The organism is Streptomyces lincolnensis (assembly GCF_021173675.1).
Taxonomy (GTDB): domain Bacteria; phylum Actinomycetota; class Actinomycetes; order Streptomycetales; family Streptomycetaceae; genus Streptomyces; species Streptomyces lincolnensis_B.
In genome coordinates this window covers 384007-403925 of record NZ_JAIHON010000006.1, presented here as the reverse complement: position 1 = coordinate 403925, position 19919 = coordinate 384007, and the positions used below count along the sequence as shown (strand labels likewise).

General features: G+C 72.9%; 21 protein-coding genes. 5 read left to right on the top strand and 16 right to left on the bottom strand.

The genetic code is table 11. From position 1 onward, the window contains the following. Positions 1 to 36 precede the first annotated feature (36 nt). The 6 genes from K4B79_RS19645 to thrS all read right to left on the bottom strand — a co-directional run bounded on the left by K4B79_RS19645 (position 37) and on the right by thrS (position 5046). Complete coding sequence (locus K4B79_RS19645) at positions 37 to 354, bottom strand: WXG100 family type VII secretion target (RefSeq protein ID WP_232028090.1); 318 nt, start codon at positions 352 to 354, stop codon at positions 37 to 39. A 79-nt stretch (positions 355 to 433) separates the two neighbouring features. Next, the gene (locus tag K4B79_RS19640) at positions 434 to 865 is read right to left on the bottom strand and encodes a WXG100 family type VII secretion target (protein ID WP_232028089.1); all 432 of its coding nucleotides are present in this window, start codon (positions 863 to 865) and stop codon (positions 434 to 436) included. Between the two features lie 197 nt (positions 866 to 1062). Beyond that, positions 1063 to 1518, bottom strand: a complete 456-nt coding sequence (locus tag K4B79_RS19635) for a hypothetical protein (RefSeq protein WP_232028088.1) — start codon at positions 1516 to 1518, stop codon at positions 1063 to 1065. A gap of 88 nt (positions 1519 to 1606) precedes the next feature. Then, entirely contained in the window at positions 1607 to 2611 is a 1005-nt protein-coding gene (locus K4B79_RS19630; RefSeq protein ID WP_232028087.1) for an ArsR/SmtB family transcription factor, read from the bottom strand. A gap of 138 nt (positions 2612 to 2749) precedes the next feature. Next, positions 2750 to 3712, bottom strand: coding sequence for a nucleoside hydrolase (locus K4B79_RS19625; protein WP_232028086.1), 963 nt, complete (start codon positions 3710 to 3712; stop codon positions 2750 to 2752). Between the two features lie 89 nt (positions 3713 to 3801). Then, positions 3802 to 5046 (bottom strand): threonine--tRNA ligase, encoded by a 1245-nt coding sequence (thrS, locus tag K4B79_RS19620; protein ID WP_232028085.1) that lies wholly within the window; start codon positions 5044 to 5046, stop codon positions 3802 to 3804. A 362-nt stretch (positions 5047 to 5408) separates the two neighbouring features. Here thrS and K4B79_RS19615 point away from each other — a divergent pair, with 362 nt between their 5' ends. Further along, a complete protein-coding gene (locus K4B79_RS19615; protein WP_232028349.1) occupies positions 5409 to 6221 on the top strand; it encodes a hypothetical protein in 813 nt (270 codons plus the stop codon). Positions 6222 to 6275: 54 nt separating this feature from the next. Here K4B79_RS19615 and K4B79_RS19610 read toward each other — a convergent pair whose 3' ends face one another. The 5 genes from K4B79_RS19610 to K4B79_RS19590 form a co-directional block, all read right to left on the bottom strand. Beyond that, positions 6276 to 7145: a GAF and ANTAR domain-containing protein gene (locus tag K4B79_RS19610; RefSeq protein ID WP_232028084.1), complete on the bottom strand. Its 870-nt coding sequence runs from the start codon at positions 7143 to 7145 to the stop codon at positions 6276 to 6278. Positions 7146 to 7278: 133 nt separating this feature from the next. Beyond that, the gene (locus K4B79_RS19605) at positions 7279 to 8100 is read right to left on the bottom strand and encodes a GAF and ANTAR domain-containing protein (RefSeq protein WP_232028083.1); all 822 of its coding nucleotides are present in this window, start codon (positions 8098 to 8100) and stop codon (positions 7279 to 7281) included. 136 nt (positions 8101 to 8236) lie between these two features. Further along, positions 8237 to 8992, bottom strand: coding sequence for a TIGR03943 family putative permease subunit (locus K4B79_RS19600; protein ID WP_232028348.1), 756 nt, complete (start codon positions 8990 to 8992; stop codon positions 8237 to 8239). Continuing rightward, on the bottom strand, positions 8989 to 10014 hold the full coding sequence (locus K4B79_RS19595) for a permease (RefSeq protein ID WP_232028082.1): 1026 nt from the start codon (positions 10012 to 10014) through the stop codon (positions 8989 to 8991). The genes K4B79_RS19600 and K4B79_RS19595 overlap by 4 nt, the downstream gene beginning before the upstream one ends. Before the next feature lie 68 nt (positions 10015 to 10082). Next, entirely contained in the window at positions 10083 to 11426 is a 1344-nt protein-coding gene (locus tag K4B79_RS19590; protein WP_232028081.1) for a helix-turn-helix domain-containing protein, read from the bottom strand. A gap of 99 nt (positions 11427 to 11525) precedes the next feature. Between K4B79_RS19590 and K4B79_RS19585 the strand changes: the two genes are divergently transcribed. After that, entirely contained in the window at positions 11526 to 11708 is a 183-nt protein-coding gene (locus K4B79_RS19585; protein WP_232028080.1) for a hypothetical protein, read from the top strand. Positions 11709 to 11794: 86 nt separating this feature from the next. Beyond that, positions 11795 to 12091 (top strand): DUF6401 family natural product biosynthesis protein, encoded by a 297-nt coding sequence (locus K4B79_RS19580; protein ID WP_232028079.1) that lies wholly within the window; start codon positions 11795 to 11797, stop codon positions 12089 to 12091. 47 nt (positions 12092 to 12138) lie between these two features. On the opposite strand, the gene K4B79_RS19575 is transcribed toward K4B79_RS19580, so the two are convergent. Continuing rightward, the gene (locus K4B79_RS19575) at positions 12139 to 12732 is read right to left on the bottom strand and encodes a tellurite resistance TerB family protein (RefSeq protein WP_232028078.1); all 594 of its coding nucleotides are present in this window, start codon (positions 12730 to 12732) and stop codon (positions 12139 to 12141) included. Between the two features lie 318 nt (positions 12733 to 13050). Further along, positions 13051 to 13929, bottom strand: a complete 879-nt coding sequence (locus K4B79_RS19570) for a mechanosensitive ion channel family protein (RefSeq protein ID WP_232028077.1) — start codon at positions 13927 to 13929, stop codon at positions 13051 to 13053. A 138-nt stretch (positions 13930 to 14067) separates the two neighbouring features. Here K4B79_RS19570 and K4B79_RS19565 point away from each other — a divergent pair, with 138 nt between their 5' ends. After that, positions 14068 to 15303 (top strand): amidohydrolase, encoded by a 1236-nt coding sequence (locus K4B79_RS19565; RefSeq protein ID WP_232028076.1) that lies wholly within the window; start codon positions 14068 to 14070, stop codon positions 15301 to 15303. Between the two features lie 22 nt (positions 15304 to 15325). Here the strand turns inward: K4B79_RS19565 and K4B79_RS19560 are convergent, their stop codons facing one another. Both K4B79_RS19560 and K4B79_RS19555 read right to left on the bottom strand, forming a co-directional pair. Continuing rightward, the gene (locus K4B79_RS19560) at positions 15326 to 16777 is read right to left on the bottom strand and encodes a hypothetical protein (RefSeq protein ID WP_232028075.1); all 1452 of its coding nucleotides are present in this window, start codon (positions 16775 to 16777) and stop codon (positions 15326 to 15328) included. Between the two features lie 69 nt (positions 16778 to 16846). Beyond that, complete coding sequence (locus K4B79_RS19555) at positions 16847 to 18004, bottom strand: PP2C family protein-serine/threonine phosphatase (RefSeq protein ID WP_232028347.1); 1158 nt, start codon at positions 18002 to 18004, stop codon at positions 16847 to 16849. Positions 18005 to 18280: 276 nt separating this feature from the next. On the opposite strand from K4B79_RS19555, the gene K4B79_RS19550 reads away from it, so the two are divergent. Next, the gene (locus K4B79_RS19550) at positions 18281 to 18766 is read left to right on the top strand and encodes a hypothetical protein (protein WP_232028074.1); all 486 of its coding nucleotides are present in this window, start codon (positions 18281 to 18283) and stop codon (positions 18764 to 18766) included. A gap of 102 nt (positions 18767 to 18868) precedes the next feature. Here K4B79_RS19550 and K4B79_RS19545 read toward each other — a convergent pair whose 3' ends face one another. Continuing rightward, the gene (locus K4B79_RS19545; RefSeq protein ID WP_232028073.1) at positions 18869 to 19432 is read right to left on the bottom strand and encodes an SH3 domain-containing protein; all 564 of its coding nucleotides are present in this window, start codon (positions 19430 to 19432) and stop codon (positions 18869 to 18871) included. Between the last annotated feature and the right edge of the window lie 487 nt (positions 19433 to 19919).

The window sequence follows — 19919 nt, the reverse complement described above, 5'->3', positions numbered from 1 at the left end:
CCTGCTTGCGCTCGGCGTCACTGGGGCGGTCTGCCATCAGCCGGCTCCCCAGCCCCTCAGCACGGCCTTGTGCGCCGCCGCATAGTTGGCGTGCCCATTGGTGACGTACTCGTGCAGCCACTTCTGGGCAGCCTGGAGGTCCTGGGCCGAGCGGTCCCACTCGTCGAGTTTGTCGACGAAGACGTCGCGGGCCTCGCCCTTCCAGGAGAGGACGACGGGTACGGCACGGTCGTGGAGGTCGTCGAGCTTGCCGTTCAGGTGCTTGAGGATGTCCTCCAGCTCGGCGGCGAGTTCCTGGAGCGTGGAGAAGGACACGGATATGTGGTCGTCGGCGGAAGCGGGCCCGGTCGACATGATCCCCCTTGGGTCGGCAACTGACGGCAACTGTCGGCAACTGAGGCTGTGGGACGTCTGCTTGGTGCCTCGGGTTCAGTCAGAACGAGTCGAGGCTGCTGCGGGACGTGGCCCCGGCGCTCCCCGCTCCGGCATCCGTGGTGGGCGTGGACAGCCTGTCGACCTCACTGTCGATGTTCACTCGGATCGACCGCATCCGGTCCAGGACATCCAGATCGTCCTGGCTGAAGCCGTCCCGGCTGAGGCGGACGGCCTCCTCCAGAAGCTTCATCACTTCGCGGATGCGTACGGCGTCCTCGGCGGCAGCGCGATGGAAGGCGCGGTACGCCGTCGCCGCCGGGCCACGCCAGCCCGTCTCGATCCGGTCGACGATCGCGTCCATGCGTCTGACCTGCTTGTCCAGGTGATCCTGCATGTCGTCGAGGTCACCGGCGAGCTTGGTCAGGTCCTCGGCGGACACGCGCAGGTCCGGGCCACCGCTCCGGCCCGCACCGCCTCCGCTCACGCCCATGCCGTACCTCCGCCACGTCACTGCGGCACCGCGAGTCTCACGTTGTCACGATGATCCTACGATCCGTAGCCGCGCTCGGTGTGTGGACATGCCTGCGGCGCGGCCCACATCTCGTGGCCGCGCCGGTGGGTACTCCTGCGCCCTCACCACCCATGCGGTTCATGGTGGTGAGGGCGCAGGCAGGCAAGAGGAGGGTGTCAGCAGTTCCGGATGGACCAGACCGGGTTCCAGTTGTACGAGTTGCTGCTGCCGCCCGCGGGGACGGAGGTCAGGAGGTTGCCGGTCTGGCCGTAGAAGCGGGCGGTGGCGCCGCCGGTCTGCTGGTTGCGGTAGGAGCCGTTGCCCACGAAGTTGGAGAGTTCGTAGGTGGTGCAGTAGTAGAGGTAGTAGACGACGTAGTCGCCCTGTGTGGCGTCGTAGGCGGCGACGCACAGGTTGCCGCTCTCGCAGGTGATGTCGGCGGCGTTGGGGACGTGGACGATCTTGTTGGGCTTGGGGAAGATCGTGGGCGGTTCCGCCGCGGCCGCCTGGACGGAGGCGGGGGCGGGGGTGGCCGCCTGGGCCGGGGCCGTCGTGGCGAACATGGCCGCCGTCAGACAGGCCAGTGTGCCGATCGTGCCGAACACGGAGCGTACGGAGCGTTTGTCGCGCATTCTTTCAACCCCCTGAGAGCGATGGCGCCTTGGTCGGGACCCACAGTGTCGGCGCCCTCCGCGCCCCGCCACACGTTGAAGTCCTGGCTTAAACGGAAGCCGCGCCTTCCAGAAGCGCCAGGCCCGCCGGGGTGATCGTGTGCAGGACGTGCCTGCTGCGGCGGACGCTCAGCAGCAGGCCCGCCCGGCGCAGGACCGCGGTGTGCTGGCTGACGGCGGCGCCCGAGATGCCCAGGCGGAGGGAGAGTTCGCCCGTGGTGCGGCCGGTGACCGCCTCCTGGAGGATCGCCGCCCGGGTGCGGCCGATGAGGGCACCCAACCCCGTGGGACGGCCGACCTCGGAGGCGTTCCGAGGTCGGGCCCAGCCCAGGGTGTGCTGGATGGGGTAGACGAGGACGGGCGGCAGGTCGGAGGCCGCGAGCGTGACCGGTCTTCGGAAGCAGAAGAAGGACGGTTGGAGGAGCAGGCCGCGGCCGCCGAGGTGGAGTTCGCGGTCCACCGGGTAGTCCGCCTCCAGGACCGGGGGCCGCCAGCGCAGAACCGGGCGGAAGCTCGCCAGCAGGCCCTCCGTGCCGCCCTTGAGGACCGCCCGGACGCGCACGGCACGGTCCGCGTCCACCTGCGCCCTGATGTGCGGCCAGAACGGGGCGAGGGCCTGGCGGTGGTAGTCGTGCAGGGCGGTGCCCAGGCGGGACAGGGCCTCCCGCTCGCCCTCCGCCAGCGCCCCGATGCCGGACAACGGCGCCCGTGAGCGGCGCGGCGACGCGGCGAACCTGGTCAGGTCCCGGCGCAGGACGGTGCGAGGGGTGCTGAGCACGGTGTCCACCGCTCCCTCCAGACCGGCCTCGGCGCCGCCGCCCGGATCCGGGGTCAGGAAGTCCGGTGAGTAGCCGCGCGGCGGCAGGAGTGTGGTGAGCAGGCCGTGTTCCGGGCGTAGCCGCGGCCGTACCAGGCGACGCCAGTCCCCGAACATCAGCGGCCCGTCCTCCCCTACGAGGGCCTGGACGCTGTTGGCTATCTCCCACAGGGGGTCGGGAGCGGCGGCTACGCGGACACGCGCGATGTCGTCGGTGGTGAAGTGCACCCGCAGCATGGGGGGTCTCCGAGGGGGGCGGGGGGCTCCGATGGTGGTCAGTCATCGGTGGGTGGCAGCACCCCTGACAGTGGCCGACCCGCCCCGCCCGTGCAAGAGGGAGCCCCGGTGCACTCGGCGCCAGAGCTCCCCACCTCCCTACGCCCCCTCCACCACCGTCAGCCACAGCTTCACGTACCGCTCCACATCGACGTCCAACGCCACATCCACCAGCGGCTGTTCACGCGTGCCCTCGTGGATCTCGGACTCGCCGGGGACGGGGCGGCGGTCGACGATGGTCTGGCCGCGGGTCGGGCCGGGGGCGAGGGCGACCTCGACCGGCAGCAGTTCGGTGGTGATGCCCTCCGGGTCGACGACCGCGCAGACCGCGCCCGCGTCGCCGAGACCGCCCATGGGGGTCGGGTCGCCGGAGGTCGCCGGGTCGCGGTGGGCGAGGAGTTCGCCGGCCATGCGCAGGGCGGGTTCCGAACTGGCGCGCAGCCGCTGGACGTCGGCGGCCGGGACCAGGACCCGCTGGAAGACGTCCAGGCCGTACATGGTGATCGGCACGCCGGCGGTGAGCAGTACGGCGGCCGCCTCCGGGTCGTGCCAGACGTTGAACTCGGCGACCGGCGTGGCGTTCCCGACGGCCACCGCGCCGCCCATGAACACGATCCGCTCGATGTTCCGTACGACCTCGGGGTGCGTACGGAGCAGCAGGGCGATGTTCGTCAGGGGCGCGGTGGGGATGAGCGTGACCGGGCGCGGCGAGGCGAGGATCTCGCGCCGCAGCAGGGTCACCGCGTCCACGTCGACCGGCACCCGGGTCGGCGCGGGCAGGCCCAGGTCGCCCATCCCGTCCCGCCCGTGCACGTGCTGCGCGGTGCGCACCGGCTCGATCAACGGCCGCTCGGCGCCCCGCGCGACCGGGATGTCACCGGCCCCGGCCTGCTCCAGCACGGTCAGGGTGTTGCGGACGACGCCGTCCACGTCGGTGTTCCCGGCCACGCAGGTCACCGCGCGCACGTCGAGACCGGGGTGGCGTACGGCGAACAGCAGGGCCAGGGCGTCGTCGACACCGGTGTCGCAGTCGATGATCACCGGGATGGGCTGACCGGTCACGGCCACGCTCCTCTCTCAACAGCACGGCAAGCGTCTCAACAAGCACGGCAAGCATCTCAACAACCTTCGCCGGCGACCCGCCGGCGACCTTACGCAGCCGCCCACAGTTCGGCCCCGCGGGCCCCGGCGACGGCCGAGATCCGCCGCAGCAGCTCGTCCACGGCGACCGCTCCCGGCCTACGACCGTCCCGCAGCCGCAGCGCCGCCTGGTCGCCCTCGGCCTCCCGCTCCCCGATCACCGCCTGGTACGGCACGAGCCGGGCGGCGCGGATCCGGGCGCCGAGGGTGCCGTCACCGGGGGTGCGCAGTTCCGCCCGCAGCCCGCGCGCCAGAGCCCGCCGTACGACCTCGTCCGCCTGTTCCACCTGGGCGTCCGCCACCGGCAGCACCACCAGTTGGACGGGGGCGAGCCAGGCCGGGAACGCGCCGCCGTGTTCCTCGATGAGGTGCGCCACCGCCCGCTCGACGCTGCCGATGATGCTGCGGTGCACCATGACCGGGCGGTGCTTGGCCCCGTCGGCGCCGATGTAGTGCAGGTCGAAGCGTTCGGGCTGGTGGAAGTCGATCTGGACGGTGGACAGGGTGGACTCGCGTCCGGCGGGGTCGGTGATCTGTACGTCGATCTTGGGGCCGTAGAAGGCGGCCTCGCCCTCGACGGCCTCGTACGGCACTCCCTGGAGCACGTCGCCCCGGAGCACGTCTTCGAGCAGCGCGGTGGCCCGGCGCCACAGCTCGGGGTCGGCCACGTACTTGCCGCCCTCGCCCGGCAGCGACAGGCGGTACCGGGCGGCGCGGATGCCGAGATCGTCGTAGGCGCGACGGATGAGGTCCAGGGCGGCGCGGGCCTCCTCGACCGCCTGCTCCAGGGTGCAGAAGATGTGCGCGTCGTTGAGCTGGATCGACCGGACGCGGGTGAGGCCACCCAGCACGCCCGACAGCTCCGAGCGGTACATGCCGCCCAACTCGGCCATACGGAGGGGTAGTTCGCGGTAGCTGTGGGAGCGGGAGCGGTAGATCAGGGCGTGGTGGGGGCAGAGGCTGGGGCGCAGGACGACCTCCTCCGCGCCCAGCTTCATCGGCGGGAACATGTCGTCGCTGTAGTGGGACCAGTGGCCCGAGATCTCGTACAGCTCCCGCTTGCCGAGGACCGGCGAGTACACGTGCCGGTAGCCGGCCGCGCGCTCCGCCTCCCGGACGTACTCCTCCAGCTCATGGCGTACGACGGCCCCGTCCGGGAGCCAGTACGGCAGCCCCGCTCCCATCAGCGGGTCGGTGTCGAACAGGTCGAGTTCTCGGCCGAGCCGGCGGTGGTCGTGCCGGGGGTTCGGGTTCATGCGGGTCTCCTCGATGACGGGGGCGAGGGACCGCAGCGGGAACGACGAAGCCCCGGGGCACTCGCCCCGGGGCTTCGGACTGCGTCAGCTGTCAGCGCGCCGGGACACTCTCCGGCGTCGTCGTGAGAGACGGGTGGGGTGACGGCACGCGCTGCATGGAGGGGACGGTAGCGGAGGCGCGCGGCCGGGCGCGAACGCTTTTGCGGGGGCCCGGGTAACCCGGACGGCCCGGAGCGCTGGTGGAGGCCCCGTCCCGGTGGTGCCGTAAAAGAGCGCACCGATCTTGAAGCACCTTCCAGCCTTGAGCACCTCCAGCCTTGAAGCACCCTCCCGCCTTGAAGCACCTCCAGGAGGCCCCCTCGATGACCCCGCCCCGCGCCCGCACCGCCTCCTCCGTCGCCGGTCCCGCCCTCGCCGCCGGCCTCGCCCTGTGCGCCCTGCTCACCACCACCGCCTGCTCCGCCCTCTCCACCCCGCCCACCGCCCGCAAACCGGACTACGCCCCGACGACCGCCGCGCCCACGCCCACCAAGCGGGCGCCCGCCACTCCGGCCGGCCCCGCCGCCCTGACCACCGCGCAGGCGCAGGCCGCGCTCGTCACGGAGGCCGACCTGGGCGAGCCGTGGATGCCGACGCAGGGTGCCGCGACCTGGCACGACGGGCTCCTGAAGGCGACGACGGACAAGCCGGACTGCCGGCGGCTGCTGGACACCCTCTACGCCGAGGAACCCTTCGGCGCGGACGCCCCGGCGAGGGCGGTGATCGGCCTCGACGACCTGTGGAACGAGTCCCAGCTGCGCTACCAGGTCATCACCCGCCCGTCGGCGGAGCTGGACCGCACGCTGGCCTGGCTGCGGACCCTGCCGGAGAAGTGCGCGCGGTTCACGGCGACCACCGGGCCCGGCTATGTGCAGGGCGTCCAGGTCGTCGACGCGGGTCTGCCGGAGGTGGGGGACGCCCGGCAGGGTCTGCGGGTGGTGCTGACCGGTGAGACACCGGACGGCGAACCCACCGTGCTGACCATGGATCTCGCGGTCGTCCGCGTCGGCGACGACGCGCTCGGCCTCACCCACGGCGGCCTGGGCGAGGTCTCGCCCGAGATCACGCAGGCCGCGGTACAGCTGGGAGCACAGCGGCTGACGGAGGTCCGCAGGACGGGTCGGGTGCAGGTCTGACGGAGATCCCAGGGGACGGGACTCAACGAGGGGGAGTGTGGCAGCCCCGGCGGGTCACCGGTCGCGGCCGAACCTCTTCCGGTGGGAGACCACCTCGTGCGCCACCTCCAGGGCGGTGCGGCCGTGGGCGAAGGCATGGCCGCGCAGCCGGGCCAGCGCCTCGTCCGCGCCGACGCCGAGTTGGACCATGATCATGCCGACCGCCTGGTAGACCTCGTCGTGGTCGCTCGCCAGGCCGCTGAGCCAGGGCCCGTTCCCCGTCAGGCCGTTCTCCTCCTCGCGCGGCAGGGCCATGAGGGCCACCGTCATGACGCCGGCCACCAGCCGGGCGGTACTCAGCTCGCCGCTGGTGAGGTCGCCGGGGGTGTCGCTGCACAGGTCGAGCGTGCCCACGCACACGGTGTCGCTGCCCAGCGGGATGGAGTAGAGCGCCCGCACCCCGGCTTCCGTGGCCTGCTGGGCGAAGACCGGCCAGCGGCCGGCGTCCCGGTCGCCGTCGAGGTCGCCGGCGAGGACGGGGGCGCCGGTGTGGGCGGCTTCCATACAGGGGCCGTCGCCCAAGGTGGCCTGGATCTCCGCCACGTGAGCGGCCTGCTCGTTGCTGGCGGTCAGCTGCACCGGCATGCCGTCGCTGCGCAGGGAGACGCTCGCACCGGTCACCGGAAGCAGTTTCACCGCCACCGCGCACAGCCGCCCGGGCACCTCCGCGGGCCCGGCGCCCTGAATTCCCTCGGTGATCAGATCCGTCGCCCGCGCCCTGTCGCGTTCGGCGTCCCGTCCGGACAGGCGTACGTCGTCACCGGCCGAACCGGCAGAACCGGCCGGGCCGGGGGGATCGGGGGGACCGGGGGCACCGCCGGAGACCCCCTCGCCGTCGTCCCTCCGCCGCACGGCCACCGCCTCCTTCGATCGCAGCGCGGCCATCGTCGTCCTCGGGCTCTCGTGCCGGCCTCGCCTCGCACAGAAGTCGCACTTCGGTGGCACTCGGCGCACTCAGTCGCACCTCGGTCGCACCTAGTCGCACCTCATGGCGGGCCCGCCCGCGAGCCCCGCCCGACTACCCCTCGTCGGTCCGGCGAAACGCGCTCGCCCGTTCCCCGGAGAGCGGCGATCGACGGGGCCACAGCGGGCGTACGGAGGGCGGCTGCCCGCCGACCCTCGTGACGAGATCGGCGGCCAGGTCACGGAGTTTGACGTTCCGCTGCTGCGAGGCCCGGGTGAGGATCTCGAAGGCCCGGTCGGAGGAGCAGGACTGCTGGACCATGACGATGCCGAGCGCCTGGTCGATGACGGTCCGCGAGGAGATCGCGCTCTGGAGGTCCAGGCTGAACCGCTGCTCTCCCGCGAACCGCAGGGCGACCCCGAGCGCGCCCGAGGCGTATCCGGCGAAGACCACGGCCTCCTCCCGTACGGCCGGGATGAAGGTGTGCTTCTCGGTGGAGTACATGTTCAGGACGCCGGCGACATGCTGCCGGGGCGGGGCCAGGGGCAGCGCGAACACGCTGCGCAGCCCGTGCTCCCGGGCCAGCTCGGGGAAGGCGCCGAAACGTTCCTCGTCGTCGATGTCGTCGACGCGGTGCGACGCGCCCGTCCGCAGGGTCTCCAGGCAGGGGCCCTCGTTCACCTCGTACTGCTTCTGGTCGAACCGGTCCACCAGGTCGTCGCTGGCGGCCGCGGTGTAGGGGTGCGCGCGGTTCTCCGCGCTGAGTGTGACCGAGCAGTGCACGGGTACGGGCAGGGCGGTCGCGGCGAGGCGCACCAGTGACCGGAGGAAGTCGTCCAGCCCCTCCGCCTCCAGCAGCAGCTGCTGCAACCTGACCAGGACCTGCTCGCCGCGCCCCGGCTCGGGGGGTGTGGTGTCCGACAGTGCGTCCGTCACGACGAGCCTCCCTCGTCCGGAATCGCGGGCCGGACGCCGAGTACCCGGACCCGGAGGACCGAGACGGTTCCGGCGCCGACGGTCTCGCGAGGGGACGGGGACGGGATCGCGAGGGGACGGGATCGCGAGGGGACGGTCACCGCTGTTCGTAGGGGTCCGCCGGTTCCCTCACCCGCTCGACCCTCGCCGCGTCCAGGACGGGCGGCCAGGCCGAGTCCGTGCCGAGGGTGCCCTTGGGGTGCCAGGTGCCGGTGACGGTGATCCAGGTGTCGACCGGCGGGGCGCCGTGCGGGGCCCCGTCCGGGGCGCCGCGCACCTCGGCCTTGCCCGCCGTGGCGTCGGCGGCGCAGCAGGTGACGGAGAGCCGGGTGACGTACCAGGTGCCGTCGTCGCCGTGGGTGACGAACCCGGTCAGGCGGACGGTACGGCCCTCCAGCGACCGTCCGCTGTCGTAGACCGCCCGCGAGCCGAACTCCGCGACGGTGAGCTCGACGGGGTCCCCGGCGGGCAGCGCCGGGAAGCCGCCCACACCCCGCGCGGCCTGCCGGGCGGCCTCGCGCTCGGCGCTGTAGGAACCGAGGGCGGGCGGCGGGAAGAGCAGCAGGGCGACGGCGGGGAGGGTGAGAAGCCAGGCGACACGGGGACTGCGCGCGTGACTGTGCCCGTGCTCGTCGTCGGCCTCGTCCCCGGGCCCGTGCCCGCCCTCGCCGTGGGCGGTTCGTCGTACGACGGCCATGACCAGGCCCAGCAGGACGAGCGCGACCCCGGACACGATCAGGTAGGGCCGCAGCCCCTCCTTCACGTACCGCAGGTACAGCTCGCCGAAGAGGGAGATGCGGAGGATCGCCGCGCCGACGAACAGGAGGAGGAGACTGGGGCCGTAGCGCCTCACAGCAGCCACCACCCGACGAGCACGCTGCTCAGCACGGCCACCACCCAGGTCACGGAGGAGAAGCGCACGGCGAAGGCGCGGCCGAAGGTGCCGGTCTGGAGCGCGATCAGCTTCAGGTCGACCATCGGCCCGACCACCATGAAGGCCAGCCGGGCGGTGGGCGAGAAGCCGCTGAGCGAGGCGGCGACGAACGCGTCCGCCTCGCTGCACACGCACAGCACCACCGCGAGCAGGGCCAGCAGCAGCACCGACAGCCAGGCCGAGCCGGTGAAGAGGTCCAGGACGGATCGCGGTACGACGACGGCGAAGGTCGCCGCGGCCGCCGCGCCGAGCACGAGGAAGCCGCCCGCGTGCAGGAAGTCGTGCTGGAGTCCGGCACCGAAGGTGCCGAAGGCACCGAGGCCCGAGCCGGTGGGCCCGGTGCGCCGCTCGGGCAGCCGCAGCCACTTCTCGCGCCCGAAGCGGGCCCACAGCCAGCCCATCACCACCGCGGTCGCCAGGGAGGCGAGCAGCCGGCCGAGGACCATCTCGGGCTGTCCGGGGAAGGCGACCGAGGTCGCGACCAGCACCACCGGGTTGATGGCGGGCGCGGAGAGCAGGAAGGCGAGGGCGGCGGCCGGGGCGACCCCGCGCCGCATCAGGCTCCCGGCCACCGGCACCGACGCGCACTCGCACCCCGGCAGGACGACCCCCGCCGCGCCCGCCACGGGCACCGCGAGGGCCTGGTTGCGGGGCAGCAGCCGGCGGAACACCCGCTCCGGCACGAAGGCGCCGATCGCCGCCGAGACGACCGTACCGAGCAGCAGGAACGGTACGCCCTGGACCGTGACGGCCGTGAAGACCGTCCACCAGGCGGCGACGGGCGGGGTGTAGAGGTCGAGGGCGAGGACCGGGCCGAGCACGGAGGCGACGGTGGCGAGGGCGAGGAGCGCGGCGCCGCCGAGGACGGCGTACACGAGCGCGCGTACGGCGATCCGCAGTCCGTCGCCCACGGTCCTCCGGACGGTTCTCTGGTTCTCCACGTGCCTCGTCCGCTCTCCGGTGTTCCCGGCAGGCTAACGGGACGCCCCTGAGCGCAGGCCCGGAATCGTCACAGAGGAGGCTGTGCGGGTGCGGGGCCGAGGGTGGTGGTGCCGGGGGCCGTACGGTGGCCCAGGCCCGTCCGGTACGCGTCCAGCGCGGCCTCGACCCGTCCGGTACGGCGGAGCAGATCGCCCAGCAGCCGGCACAGGTCGGCCAGGTCACCGGCGGCGCCCGCGCGCTCCAGCAGGCTGAGGGCGCGGACGTAGTGCTCCTCGGCGGTCTCGGTGTCCCGGGCGTCCTCGGCGATGATGCCCAGGAGGCGGTGGGCGGCGGCGGAGTGCAGGGCGCCGCGCTCGGGGGAGAGGTCGCTGAGCACGTCCTGGAGCAGGGCCGCGGCCTCCTCGGATCTGCCGAGCCGGTGCAGGACGTCGGCGAGTTCGACGGCGACCTGGCTGGAGTAGAGCGCGGCGCGCTTGGCGGAGAGCATGGTCAGGGCCTGCCTCAACTCGCCCTCGGCGCGGGTGAGTTCGCCGTTCTGCGCGTAGACGTAGCCGCGCATCCAGTGGCAGTTGGCCAGTTCGGTGCGGATCTGGAGCTGGCGGTAGAGCTCGGCCGCCTTGGCCAGGGAGGCGTCGGCCTCGGCGACCCGGCCCTCGGCGAGGAGGGTGCGGGCCACGGAGCGGTGCATGCGGGCGACGAGGGCGGGGTCGCCGGCCCGCGGGGCGAGGGCGAGGGCGAGCTCGGCGGCCTGGGCGGCGCGGGCGTGCGCGCCCATGTCCATGTAGGGGGCGATGACGCTGGCGTAGAGCAGGAGCAGCGCGTCGGGGTCGTGCAGTCCGCCGCGGTTGAGCTCGTCGATCGTGGATTCCAGCAGGTAGACGGAGTAGCGGAGTTCGCCCGTCAGGTAGTGGGCCAGGGCGCGGCCGCGCCGGGCGGGCACCCGGACCGGCAGCGGCACGTCGCCGTACGCCGTCTCCGCCCGCTCGAAGTACTGGCGGGCCTCCTCCAACTCCCCGGTGTCCACGGCGCATTCGCCGAGCCCGAGCAGGGCCGCGGCCCGCTCCTGGCCGAGGTCGAGCCCCTCCGCCTCGGCCAGCAGCCGGGTGTACTGCTCGGCCGCCGCCTCGGCCTCCCCGGTGGCGAGGGTGCGCTGGGCCTCGGTGAGCCGGAGCCGCAGATCGGTGACGAGCCGGGCGGGGCGGCCGGTGGCCAGCTCCTCGAAGCCGATGCCGAGCCGTTCGGACAGATGACGCAGCGCGTCGTCGGAGGGGCGGACGCGGCCGGCCTCCAGGGTGGAGATGTAGGCCGGGGTGTAGGCGGGTTCGGCCACCTGCTTCTGGGTCAGCCCGCGTTCGACCCGCAGTCGCTGCACCCTGCGCCCGATGGTCACCGGGTCGTCGCGCTCCGGCATTCGCCAACTCCCCTGGTGCCTCTTGCCGTTCGACTCCGACAGCCCCTAGGTTAAACCGCGTATTAAGCAAGTTTAAGCCGCTGCTGCTGCGAGGTTGCCGTGCTCGAACGCACCAGCACCACCGGGCGTTACGCCAGGAGTCTCATCGCCGCCGTCATCGCCGTCTCCGCCCTGGTCCTGGCGGCGAACGCGGGACCGGCCAGAGCCACGGAGGTCCACCCCGCCGAGGGCACGACCCAGACCCACCGGGCCACGGAGACCGCCGGGACCGCTGCGGACTAGAACAAGATCGTTCACGCGCCCGCGTGTGACCGAAGCCATCCCCGGCACCCCTCCACCTTCACAGGGGCCCCATTTACCGTGGAGGAATGTCTCCTTTGGCCAGGATCAGCAGCGGCTACGCGCCCCGCTTCGCGGAGTTCGCGTTCGAGCCCGCCTTCCTGGCCGCCGTGGACCAGCATGTGGCCGAGCTCAGGGAGCGGCTGGACGCCAACCACCCCGGGCTGATCCCCCGGCCCCCGCACCGCGAGGTCCTCGCCGACTACGCCCTCGGCTTCCTCGACGCGCTGGAGGAGATGGACTGGCGGGAGCCCGTGGGGCACGACTACGCGGTGTGCCGCCTCACCGCCATCAGCTGGCTGGTGACACGGCACGACCTCGTCTGAGAGTCGGGGCACGCGGCGAGCGCCGAGGACCGAGGGCCGAGCGCCTGCTACAGCTGGAACTCCGCGGGGTTCAGCCCCAGCGTCGCGCAGGCCTCCCGCAGGATCGACTGCTCGGCCTGGGAGAAGTAGCCGTCGGCGCCGGCGATGACGATGCCGGTCTGGACGACCGCGCGGGCCTCGGTGGGCTTCTTGGCGGCCTTGGCGATCTCCTGGAGCGCCTCGGCCTTGCCCTGCGGGAAGTTGCGGGTGAGCAGGTCCGCGTGCTTGTTGAAGCGCTGGCGGAGCTGGTCCGGCGGGAAGTTCTGGAGCACGTCGTTACTGAGGATCATCGACTCCATCTGCTGCCGCTCGGCCGGGTCCACCTGCCCGTCGGCCGCCGCGACCAGGGCGCACATCGCCATGCTGGCATCCCGGTAGGCGCCGCTCTTCAGCTCGGTCTTCAGGGAGCCGAGCTGGGTCTTCAGCAGCCCGACCAGCTGGGCCTTGGAGCCGCCGCGCGAGCCGCCGCCGACGCCCGCGCCGCCGTGGCCGCCGGTGGTGCCGTGCCCCGCGGTCCCGTGCCCCGCGGCCGTACCCCGCCCGCCCTGCGCCTGCTGCTGCAGGTTCTTGGCCTGGTCCTTGAGCCGGTCGAACAGTGCCATGTGGCGTCACCTCGGTGCTCGTCTGAGTGCTCTCACCGGCTCCAACGGACGGGCATAAGTAAATGTTCCACCAAGTCGCTCGGGCCCCGCGGATCTACCGATACCCCGCGTCGGGGATGCCCGTCCCCGAGACGGCTTCGGGGGTGTCGTCCCGCGGGACGGGGAAGACGTTGTGACGTCCCGCTCAAGGACGGCACCTTCCAGCACTACCTGGACGGCGCCAAGCCCTCCGGCGTCCCGGGCGGTGAGACCCCCTGACGCGGCCGTCGGCGCACACTCCCCCCTTGGCGCCGACGGCCGCCTTTCCCTGCCCGGGGTTCACATGTCGTTCGGCCTCGGCGGCATCCCGGTGTCCGGGCCCGTACCCATGCCCGTGCCCGTACCCGTACCCATGCCCGTGCCGCCCTGCATGCCCGGCATGTCCGTCCGCTCCCGTACCGGCTGGTTGCGCATCGCGTCCTCGCGGCCCGCCTGGTAGGCGGCCATGCTGCCCTTCGCGCGGGTGGACTCCGTCTCCACACTGGTCAGCATCCGCTCCCAGCGCTGCCGCATCGGCTGGATCATGCCGCCGCCGACACCGACGACCAGGATGCCCGCGACGGTGCCGAGCGCCGCGTACAGCAGGGGCCGGGTGACGTCCCGGGCGATGCCCGCCTGGCCGAGGGCGGCGATGACGCCGAGGGCGAGGACGCAGGCCCACATGACGGTGGCGACCGTACGGCCGTACGACGTCGACGACAGCGCTCCGGCGACGATGTTCCGCACCGCGTTGGCGATCGCCATGGCGACCACGACGAGCACGACGGCGACGATGCCGCGCGGGAGCCAGGCGACGATGCCGTTGATCATCGTGGAGACGGGGTTGGTGCCGAAGACGCCCAGCGCGAGTTGGAGGGTGATCAGCATCAGCGCGTAGTAGACGATCTTGCAGATGATGCCCGTCATGTCGTACGTCGAGTCCCGCAGCATCCGCTCCGTGCCCGCCCGTTCCGACAGGCGTTCGGAGCCGACCTTGCGGAGCACCCGGTCCAGGACGCGGGCGATCAGCTTCGAGACGAACCAGCCGATGGCCAGGACGATCAGGAAGGCGACGAGTTTCGGCACGAACTGGGCGACCTTGGACCAGGCGTCGTTCAGTCCCTGGGTGAAATCTATCGAGAGGGTGGAGACGGGGAGGGTGGAGACAGAGCCGGCCATCAGCGGCACTTCCTTAGTCGGTTACGTCGAGTGCTACGTCGAGTGCTGTGTCGTGTGCGTCCCCCTTCTTCGTGGATAGCAGCGGCGCGGGGCGCGGACCGTGGTGGAGGGGACCGTACGGGTGACACGCTGGCCCTCATGACGTCTCCCGCCGCCCGTACCGCGCTGGACCTCACCGCCGACCTCCCGGTGTCCGCCCTGGAGGACTTCTACCGGGACCTGCACCGCCACCCCGAGCTGTCCCTGAACGAACACCGCACGGCGGCCAGGCTCACCGAGCGGCTGCGCCGGGCCGGGTACGAGACCACCGACGGCATCGGCGGCACGGGGGTGGCGGGCGTCCTGCGCAACGGCGACGGGCCTGTCGTCCTCCTGCGCGCCGACATGGACGCGCTGCCGGTCCAGGAGGAGACCGGGCTGCCGTACGCCTCCGAGGCGCCCGGGGTGATGCACGCCTGCGGGCACGATCTGCACGTGACCTGGCTGGTGGGGGCGGCCGAGGCGCTGTCCGCGGGCCGGGACGCCTGGTCCGGGACCCTGCTGCTGGTGGGCCAGCCGGCCGAGGAGACGGGCCTGGGCGCGGCCCGCATGGTGGCCGACGGCCTCTACGAGCGTGTCCCGCGCCCGGACGTCCTGCTCGGCCAGCACGCGGCGCCCGGTCCCGCGGGTCTGTACGCCCACGTGCCGGGTCTGATCCTCTCCGCCTCCACGGACATCGACATCGTGGTCCACGGAGTGGGCGGCCACGGCTCACGCCCCGAGACGGCGGTCGACCCGGTGGTCACGGCCTGCTTCCTGGTCACCCGCCTGCAGACGATCGTCTCCCGGGAGGTGGCGGCGGGGGAGTCGGCGGTGCTGACGGTGGGCCGCGTCGAGGCGGGCAGCCGCCCGAACATCATCCCGACCGAGGCGCGCCTGTCGCTGAACATCCGCACCCAGTCCGAGCACGTCCGCACCCGCATGATCGAAGCGGTACGGCGGATCGCGGCCGGTGAGTGCGCGGCGGCGGGCTGTCCGCGCGAGCCGGAGGTCACGGTCGGCTCGACCTTCCCGGCGACCGTCAACGACTCCGAGACCGACCGGCGGGTGGCCTCGGTGCACGCCGAGGTCTTCGGCGCCGCGACGGTTCTCGACCCCGGGCCCGCGATGGGCAGCGAGGACTTCTCCCACCTGGCCACCGGCGGCCTCCCCTACGCCTACTGGTTCGTCACCGCCACCCCGCCCGACGTGTGGGCGGCGGCCCCCGGCGACGACCTCCACCAGAAGCTCGCGGCCGTCCCCAGCAACCACAGCCCCCGCTTCACCCCGGACCTGTCCACGGTCGCGCCGGGCGTGCGCACGCTGGTGTCGGGGGCGCTGACGTTGCTGTCGTAGCGGGGCCCCTGCAGTGGCGGGGCTACCCCTGCGTCTGCAACAACTCGCTCAGTTGCCGCCGCACGGCATCCAACGCGCCCTCCCGGCGGCCGGGCACCCTTCCCCTCAACTCGGCCAGCACCGCCCCGAGTTCGCGGGCACTGCCCACGTCCCGGATCTGCCCCCACTGGTGGTGGGCCCGGTCCACGGCCGCCTCGACCGCCGGCGAGTCCGCCGCCTGCCCCGAGGTCAGCCGCGCGTCCGCCACCGCCAGCCACGTACGGCAACTCCGCACCGAGTCCCCCGCGAACATCGCCAGATCCGCCCGCACCTCCGCCCAGTGCAACGCCTTCTCCGACCCCACCCCATGCGCCCGCACAGCAGCCCGCTCATGCTCCGCCGCAAGCGCGTCCGCGTCCCGATGCCGCCCATCCTGAACGGCTGCGGTGATGTAGGTGTGCGGGTCGTCGTCGTGGGGGTCGCGGGGGGCGGGGGTTTGGGGTGAGTGGGGGGTGGTGGGCTCGGGGGACGACGGCACGCTCGGATCCGGCAGTTGGAGTTCCCTCGGCTCCGGCGGAAGGGGCTCGCTCACCTCGGGAGGCAATGGCCCGCTCGGCTCCGGCAGTGGGGAATCGTCGGGCTCGGGCGGAAGGGGCGTACCTGTGGTGAGCGGGTCGGCTTTGCCTGCTCGGAGGGGCGCTTCCGTGGGCCGGGGCGAGGTGGGGGTTCGGGTCGGAGCCGCGGCTTCCTTCAGCCCGTCCGGCGTTCGAGGACGAGGCCCTTCGGTCCGATACGGGAGGCTGGGGGCAGCGCCCCCAGGGACGGCCACCGGGACGCCGGACACCATGCCCCCCGGCACCCCAGACCCCGGTGCCGACAGCAGCAACGCTCCGTACGCCTCGTTGCCCAGGCGGCTCACTGCCTGTTGGTGGAGTTGTTCCACCGGCGGACGCCACCCGCTGCGGAGGATCGTCGCGACGGCCTTCATGTAGGAGGGGACGGCGACGGCCCGGCGGGAGGACGGGGGAGGGGAGACGCGTCCGTACACGGCCGTGTTGCGTCCGCAGTCCAGGGGATGGGTCCGCAGCCACTGCCAGGTCTCCGCGTCGGCGTGGAGGTCTAGGAAGAGGGTCGTGGTGCCGGGCGCGCGCAGCCGCAGCTCCTCGCGGATCCACTGCCAGGGGAACCCGGTGTAGCGGACGGTCGCCGTCGTGGTGCGGGCCAGCGCGAGATGGGGCAGATGCTGGCGCCGGTCGAGCAGCAACTGCCCGGTGACGTACACGGTCAACGGCCCCGGCGCGGTCGCCGCGGCCCGCAACCGCGTGAGAACGGCCTGCGGTTCCAGGGGATCCGCGAGCTCGACGACGTTGGCCGTGTCCGTGCCGGACAGCACGGCGGGCGGCACGGCCGCGAGCACGGGAAGTACGGACGCCGCGTCCACCAGACAGCCCTTGCCCACCGGTGACGCGGCGAGCAGCAGCACGGTCCCGGGCATCGGTCCCTCCCCATCCCCCGTCGATCACGTACGTCAGCACGGTAACCGCTGCGGCTGCAAAGGTCTGCCTCAGGACTGCAAACGTCCCTTTCCGGCGCTTTCGGCACCCGGCAGGCCGTCAGAACCGCCGAGCGGACCGCCGAGCCGCCGTACCGCGAACACCGTCGTGTCGTCGGCCAGCCGCCCACCGCAGTGCCGCAGCGTGCCGTCGCGAACGAAGCCGACCAGCCGCCGGGGTTCGGCGACCCGCGGATCGTCGGCGACGGCCCGGGCGATCTCCTCGGCCAGCGGATAGAAGCACCCTTCCCCGTCCCGGGCCTCGGTCACACCGTCGGTGGTCAGCAGCAGGGTGGTGTCCGCGCCCAGCCGGACCCGGTGCACCCGCGGCAGCAGCCCCTCCGCCAACTCCCCCAGCCCCAGCGGCAGTCCGTCCCCGGGCGGCAGCGGCCGCACCCCCGACGGGCCGACCGCCAGCGCCGGTTCGTGGCCGAAGACGGCGGCCTCCACCACGTCCGGCTCCCCCGCGGGGAAGCCGAGCAGCACCGCCGTCGCGAACCGGTCGCCGTCCTCGCGGCCGAGCGCGGCCCCGTGGATGCCGTGCCGGAGCATCCGGATCTCCAGGCGTTCGGCGACGGTCGCGAGGTCCGGCTCGTGGTAGGCGGCCTCCCGGAACGTGCCGAGCAGCGCGGCCGCCGCCTCGACCGCGCCGAGCCCCTTGCCCTGGACGTCCCCGAGGAGGACGCGGGTGCCGTGCAGGCCGGGCTGGATGTCGTAGAAGTCGCCGCCGACGCGGGCCTCGGTGTCGGCGGCGAGATAGACGGCCGCGTGGTCGAGACCGCCCCAGCCGGGCGGCAGTTCGCGCAGCACGGTACGGCGAACGGTCTCGGCGATGTCCCGCATGTGGAGCATGCGGCGCTCGCCGCGGACCCGGACCGCGCAGGCGAGGGTGGCCAGGAGGCCGCCGATGCCGACGAGGATGAAGTCGGAGAGGCCGATCCGGTACTGGTGCGGCCAGGCGCCGTCCACCACGAAGTACGCGGCGAGCGAGACGACGGCGAAGGCGGCGGTGAGTCCCACCCCGCAGATCGCGGCGGCGATGCCGGGCACCAGCACGATCCAGGAGATGATCCGGAACTCGCCGGTGGTGTTGAAGTCGATGCCGACGATGGCGGCCAGCAGGAGCAGCGGTGCCAGCCAGGCGACACTGCGGCCGCGGACCCGCAGCATCTGGTGGCGTTGCAGGACGTCCCGCGTCCCGGGACGGGGCAGCCGGGGCAACCGGGCAAGTCCTCTCCGGCGACCACCCACCGGTCTCAGCACACGGCCGCTCACGCGCCCAGCGAAACACGCCCGTGCCTGCCCCGCATCCCGGCCCGTATCCCAGCCGGCGTCCCGGCCCGCCTCTCCCCCCGCCCCGCGGCGAGCCTCCGCCACTCCGACTTGCCAGGCCCTCGTCCCCGGGTGTGCTCTGGTAGTCGGGGGCGAGGAGAGAGGAGTGCTCTCATGGCTCATGCGGCACCCACGCCGGGCGGCATGCGCGGTATGCGCGGCACCCGCCGAACCCGCGCCACCCGTGTGACGGCCAGGCCGATCCTTACGCCCGACGTCTTCAGCGAGCGGACCCACCGGATGGCGAGGTTCGGGATCCCCGTGGTCCTGGGGCTCGTGTACGGCTACTGGGCCGCGGCCAACCGGCGCGACGGCGGGGCCATCACCGGCTGGAACCTGCTGTTCGGCTTCTCGTGCGCGGTCGCGTTCATCGTGCTGTGCATCGCCGTGGCGACGCTGGCCCCACGGCTCCAGCGGGAACTGCACTCGGGCGTGAAGTCCGCGTTCGCGGGTGTGGCGATCGGTTTCCTCTACAGCCAGACCGGCACCAGCGTGCTGCGCTCGGCGGTCATGGGTGCGGTGATCGCGGCAGGCATCTTCATGGTGTTCTTCTACCGCTACTACACGCGCGAGGACGGCGCCGGAAACCGCATTCGCTGACCGATCGGCGGCGGCACGACACGCCGTGCACCGGCAGGCGCACCACGGCGCGTGGACCCCGGCACGACCGCCGGGGCCCACGCGTCTCCCTCATCCCTCCACTCACCAGCCGACGGGGACCCAGTCCCAGCCGCCCGATGAGGATCCGGAGGCACTGAAACTCCAGGAACCGGAGGCGCTCCAGGACGCGGAGCCCGACGCGCTCCAGGAACCGGCGCCCGAGACGGCCCAGGCGTTGCTCCAGTTCGCGTCGCTCGGGTCGGCGTTGTGCCAGTCGCCGTTCTTCCACTGCGGACAGGGATCCGCACAGGTCGGCACCCCGCGTCCGCCGGTGTCGACGAACGCGGCGCTCACCCATCCCCGGGCGCCGACGAACCAGTACCAGTACGGGTTGCCGTTGACGCTCTGGCCGCGGACCATGCACTCGACACGGTCCTGGCTGCCCGGCGAGAGCCGGTCGACGACGGCGGAGTGCGTGGTGGGCGCCGCTCTGACGTTGAGGGCGGTGCCGGAGACGATGGTGCCCCAGACCGGATGGCCGCCACCGCGCCCCTCGGCATACGTGGGCGGGGCTGCCGCCGCCGTACCACCCAGCGCCGATACGGCGAGGGTTCCGCCGGTGAGCAGGGCCGCGGCCAGGATCCGCAGGGCCGGAGTGCTGCGCATGAAATCGGCCTCCTTCTCCCCAGAGCCCCCCAGAACCCCCACAAACCTCCCCAGCACCAGGAAACACCCGTTCGGGTGAACCCTCCACCGGAGAGCGGAATCCCCGGTTCCCACGGCTCGCGCACGCCCTCGTCAGGCCCTTGCCTGGAGGGGTGTCCCCACGCCTCGCGTCCCCTGCCCCGAGAAACGCCCTGTCAGCCGTACTGATCGCCCTCGCCTGCGCCCTCGTGCCGTTCGGCGCGCTGGCGGCCTGGGTGTCGTACGGGCTCACGGACACGGGCCGCTACGTCCGCGCGATGGCCCCGCTGGCCGCTGATCCGGCGGTGCGGGACGCGGTCGCGGACCGGGTCGGGGCCGGCATCGCCGACGAGACCGGAATGCCGGGGTCGACGCGCCCCTTCGTCGACGACGCCGTGCGCTCGTTCACCCGCACCGAGGCCTTCCGCACGGCCTGGGACACGGGCAACCGGGCCGTCCACGACGCGGT

What these genes read in the sequence shown, in the direction of transcription:
- K4B79_RS19610 (WP_232028084.1), bottom strand. Translation starts at nt 7,145, where the DNA reads ATGGCCGCGCTGCGATCGAAGGAGGCGGTGGCCGTGCGGCGGAGGGAC.
- K4B79_RS19635 (WP_232028088.1), bottom strand. Translation starts at nt 1,518, where the DNA reads ATGCGCGACAAACGCTCCGTACGCTCCGTGTTCGGCACGATCGGCACA.
- K4B79_RS19555 (WP_232028347.1), bottom strand. Translation starts at nt 18,004, where the DNA reads ATGCTGCGGGTCCGCGGCCGCAGTGTCGCCTGGCTGGCACCGCTGCTC.
- thrS (WP_232028085.1), bottom strand. Translation starts at nt 5,046, where the DNA reads ATGAACCCGAACCCCCGGCACGACCACCGCCGGCTCGGCCGAGAACTC.
- K4B79_RS19570 (WP_232028077.1), bottom strand. Translation starts at nt 13,929, where the DNA reads ATGGCCGGCTCTGTCTCCACCCTCCCCGTCTCCACCCTCTCGATAGAT.
- K4B79_RS19545 (WP_232028073.1), bottom strand. Translation starts at nt 19,432, where the DNA reads ATGCGCAGCACTCCGGCCCTGCGGATCCTGGCCGCGGCCCTGCTCACC.
- K4B79_RS19550 (WP_232028074.1), top strand. Translation starts at nt 18,281, where the DNA reads ATGGCTCATGCGGCACCCACGCCGGGCGGCATGCGCGGTATGCGCGGC.
- K4B79_RS19630 (WP_232028087.1), bottom strand. Translation starts at nt 2,611, where the DNA reads ATGCTGCGGGTGCACTTCACCACCGACGACATCGCGCGTGTCCGCGTA.
- K4B79_RS19590 (WP_232028081.1), bottom strand. Translation starts at nt 11,426, where the DNA reads ATGCCGGAGCGCGACGACCCGGTGACCATCGGGCGCAGGGTGCAGCGA.
- K4B79_RS19640 (WP_232028089.1), bottom strand. Translation starts at nt 865, where the DNA reads ATGGGCGTGAGCGGAGGCGGTGCGGGCCGGAGCGGTGGCCCGGACCTG.
- K4B79_RS19580 (WP_232028079.1), top strand. Translation starts at nt 11,795, where the DNA reads ATGTCTCCTTTGGCCAGGATCAGCAGCGGCTACGCGCCCCGCTTCGCG.
- K4B79_RS19575 (WP_232028078.1), bottom strand. Translation starts at nt 12,732, where the DNA reads ATGGCACTGTTCGACCGGCTCAAGGACCAGGCCAAGAACCTGCAGCAG.
- K4B79_RS19615 (WP_232028349.1), top strand. Translation starts at nt 5,409, where the DNA reads ATGACCCCGCCCCGCGCCCGCACCGCCTCCTCCGTCGCCGGTCCCGCC.
- K4B79_RS19645 (WP_232028090.1), bottom strand. Translation starts at nt 354, where the DNA reads ATGTCGACCGGGCCCGCTTCCGCCGACGACCACATATCCGTGTCCTTC.
- K4B79_RS19565 (WP_232028076.1), top strand. Translation starts at nt 14,068, where the DNA reads ATGACGTCTCCCGCCGCCCGTACCGCGCTGGACCTCACCGCCGACCTC.
- K4B79_RS19560 (WP_232028075.1), bottom strand. Translation starts at nt 16,777, where the DNA reads ATGCCCGGGACCGTGCTGCTGCTCGCCGCGTCACCGGTGGGCAAGGGC.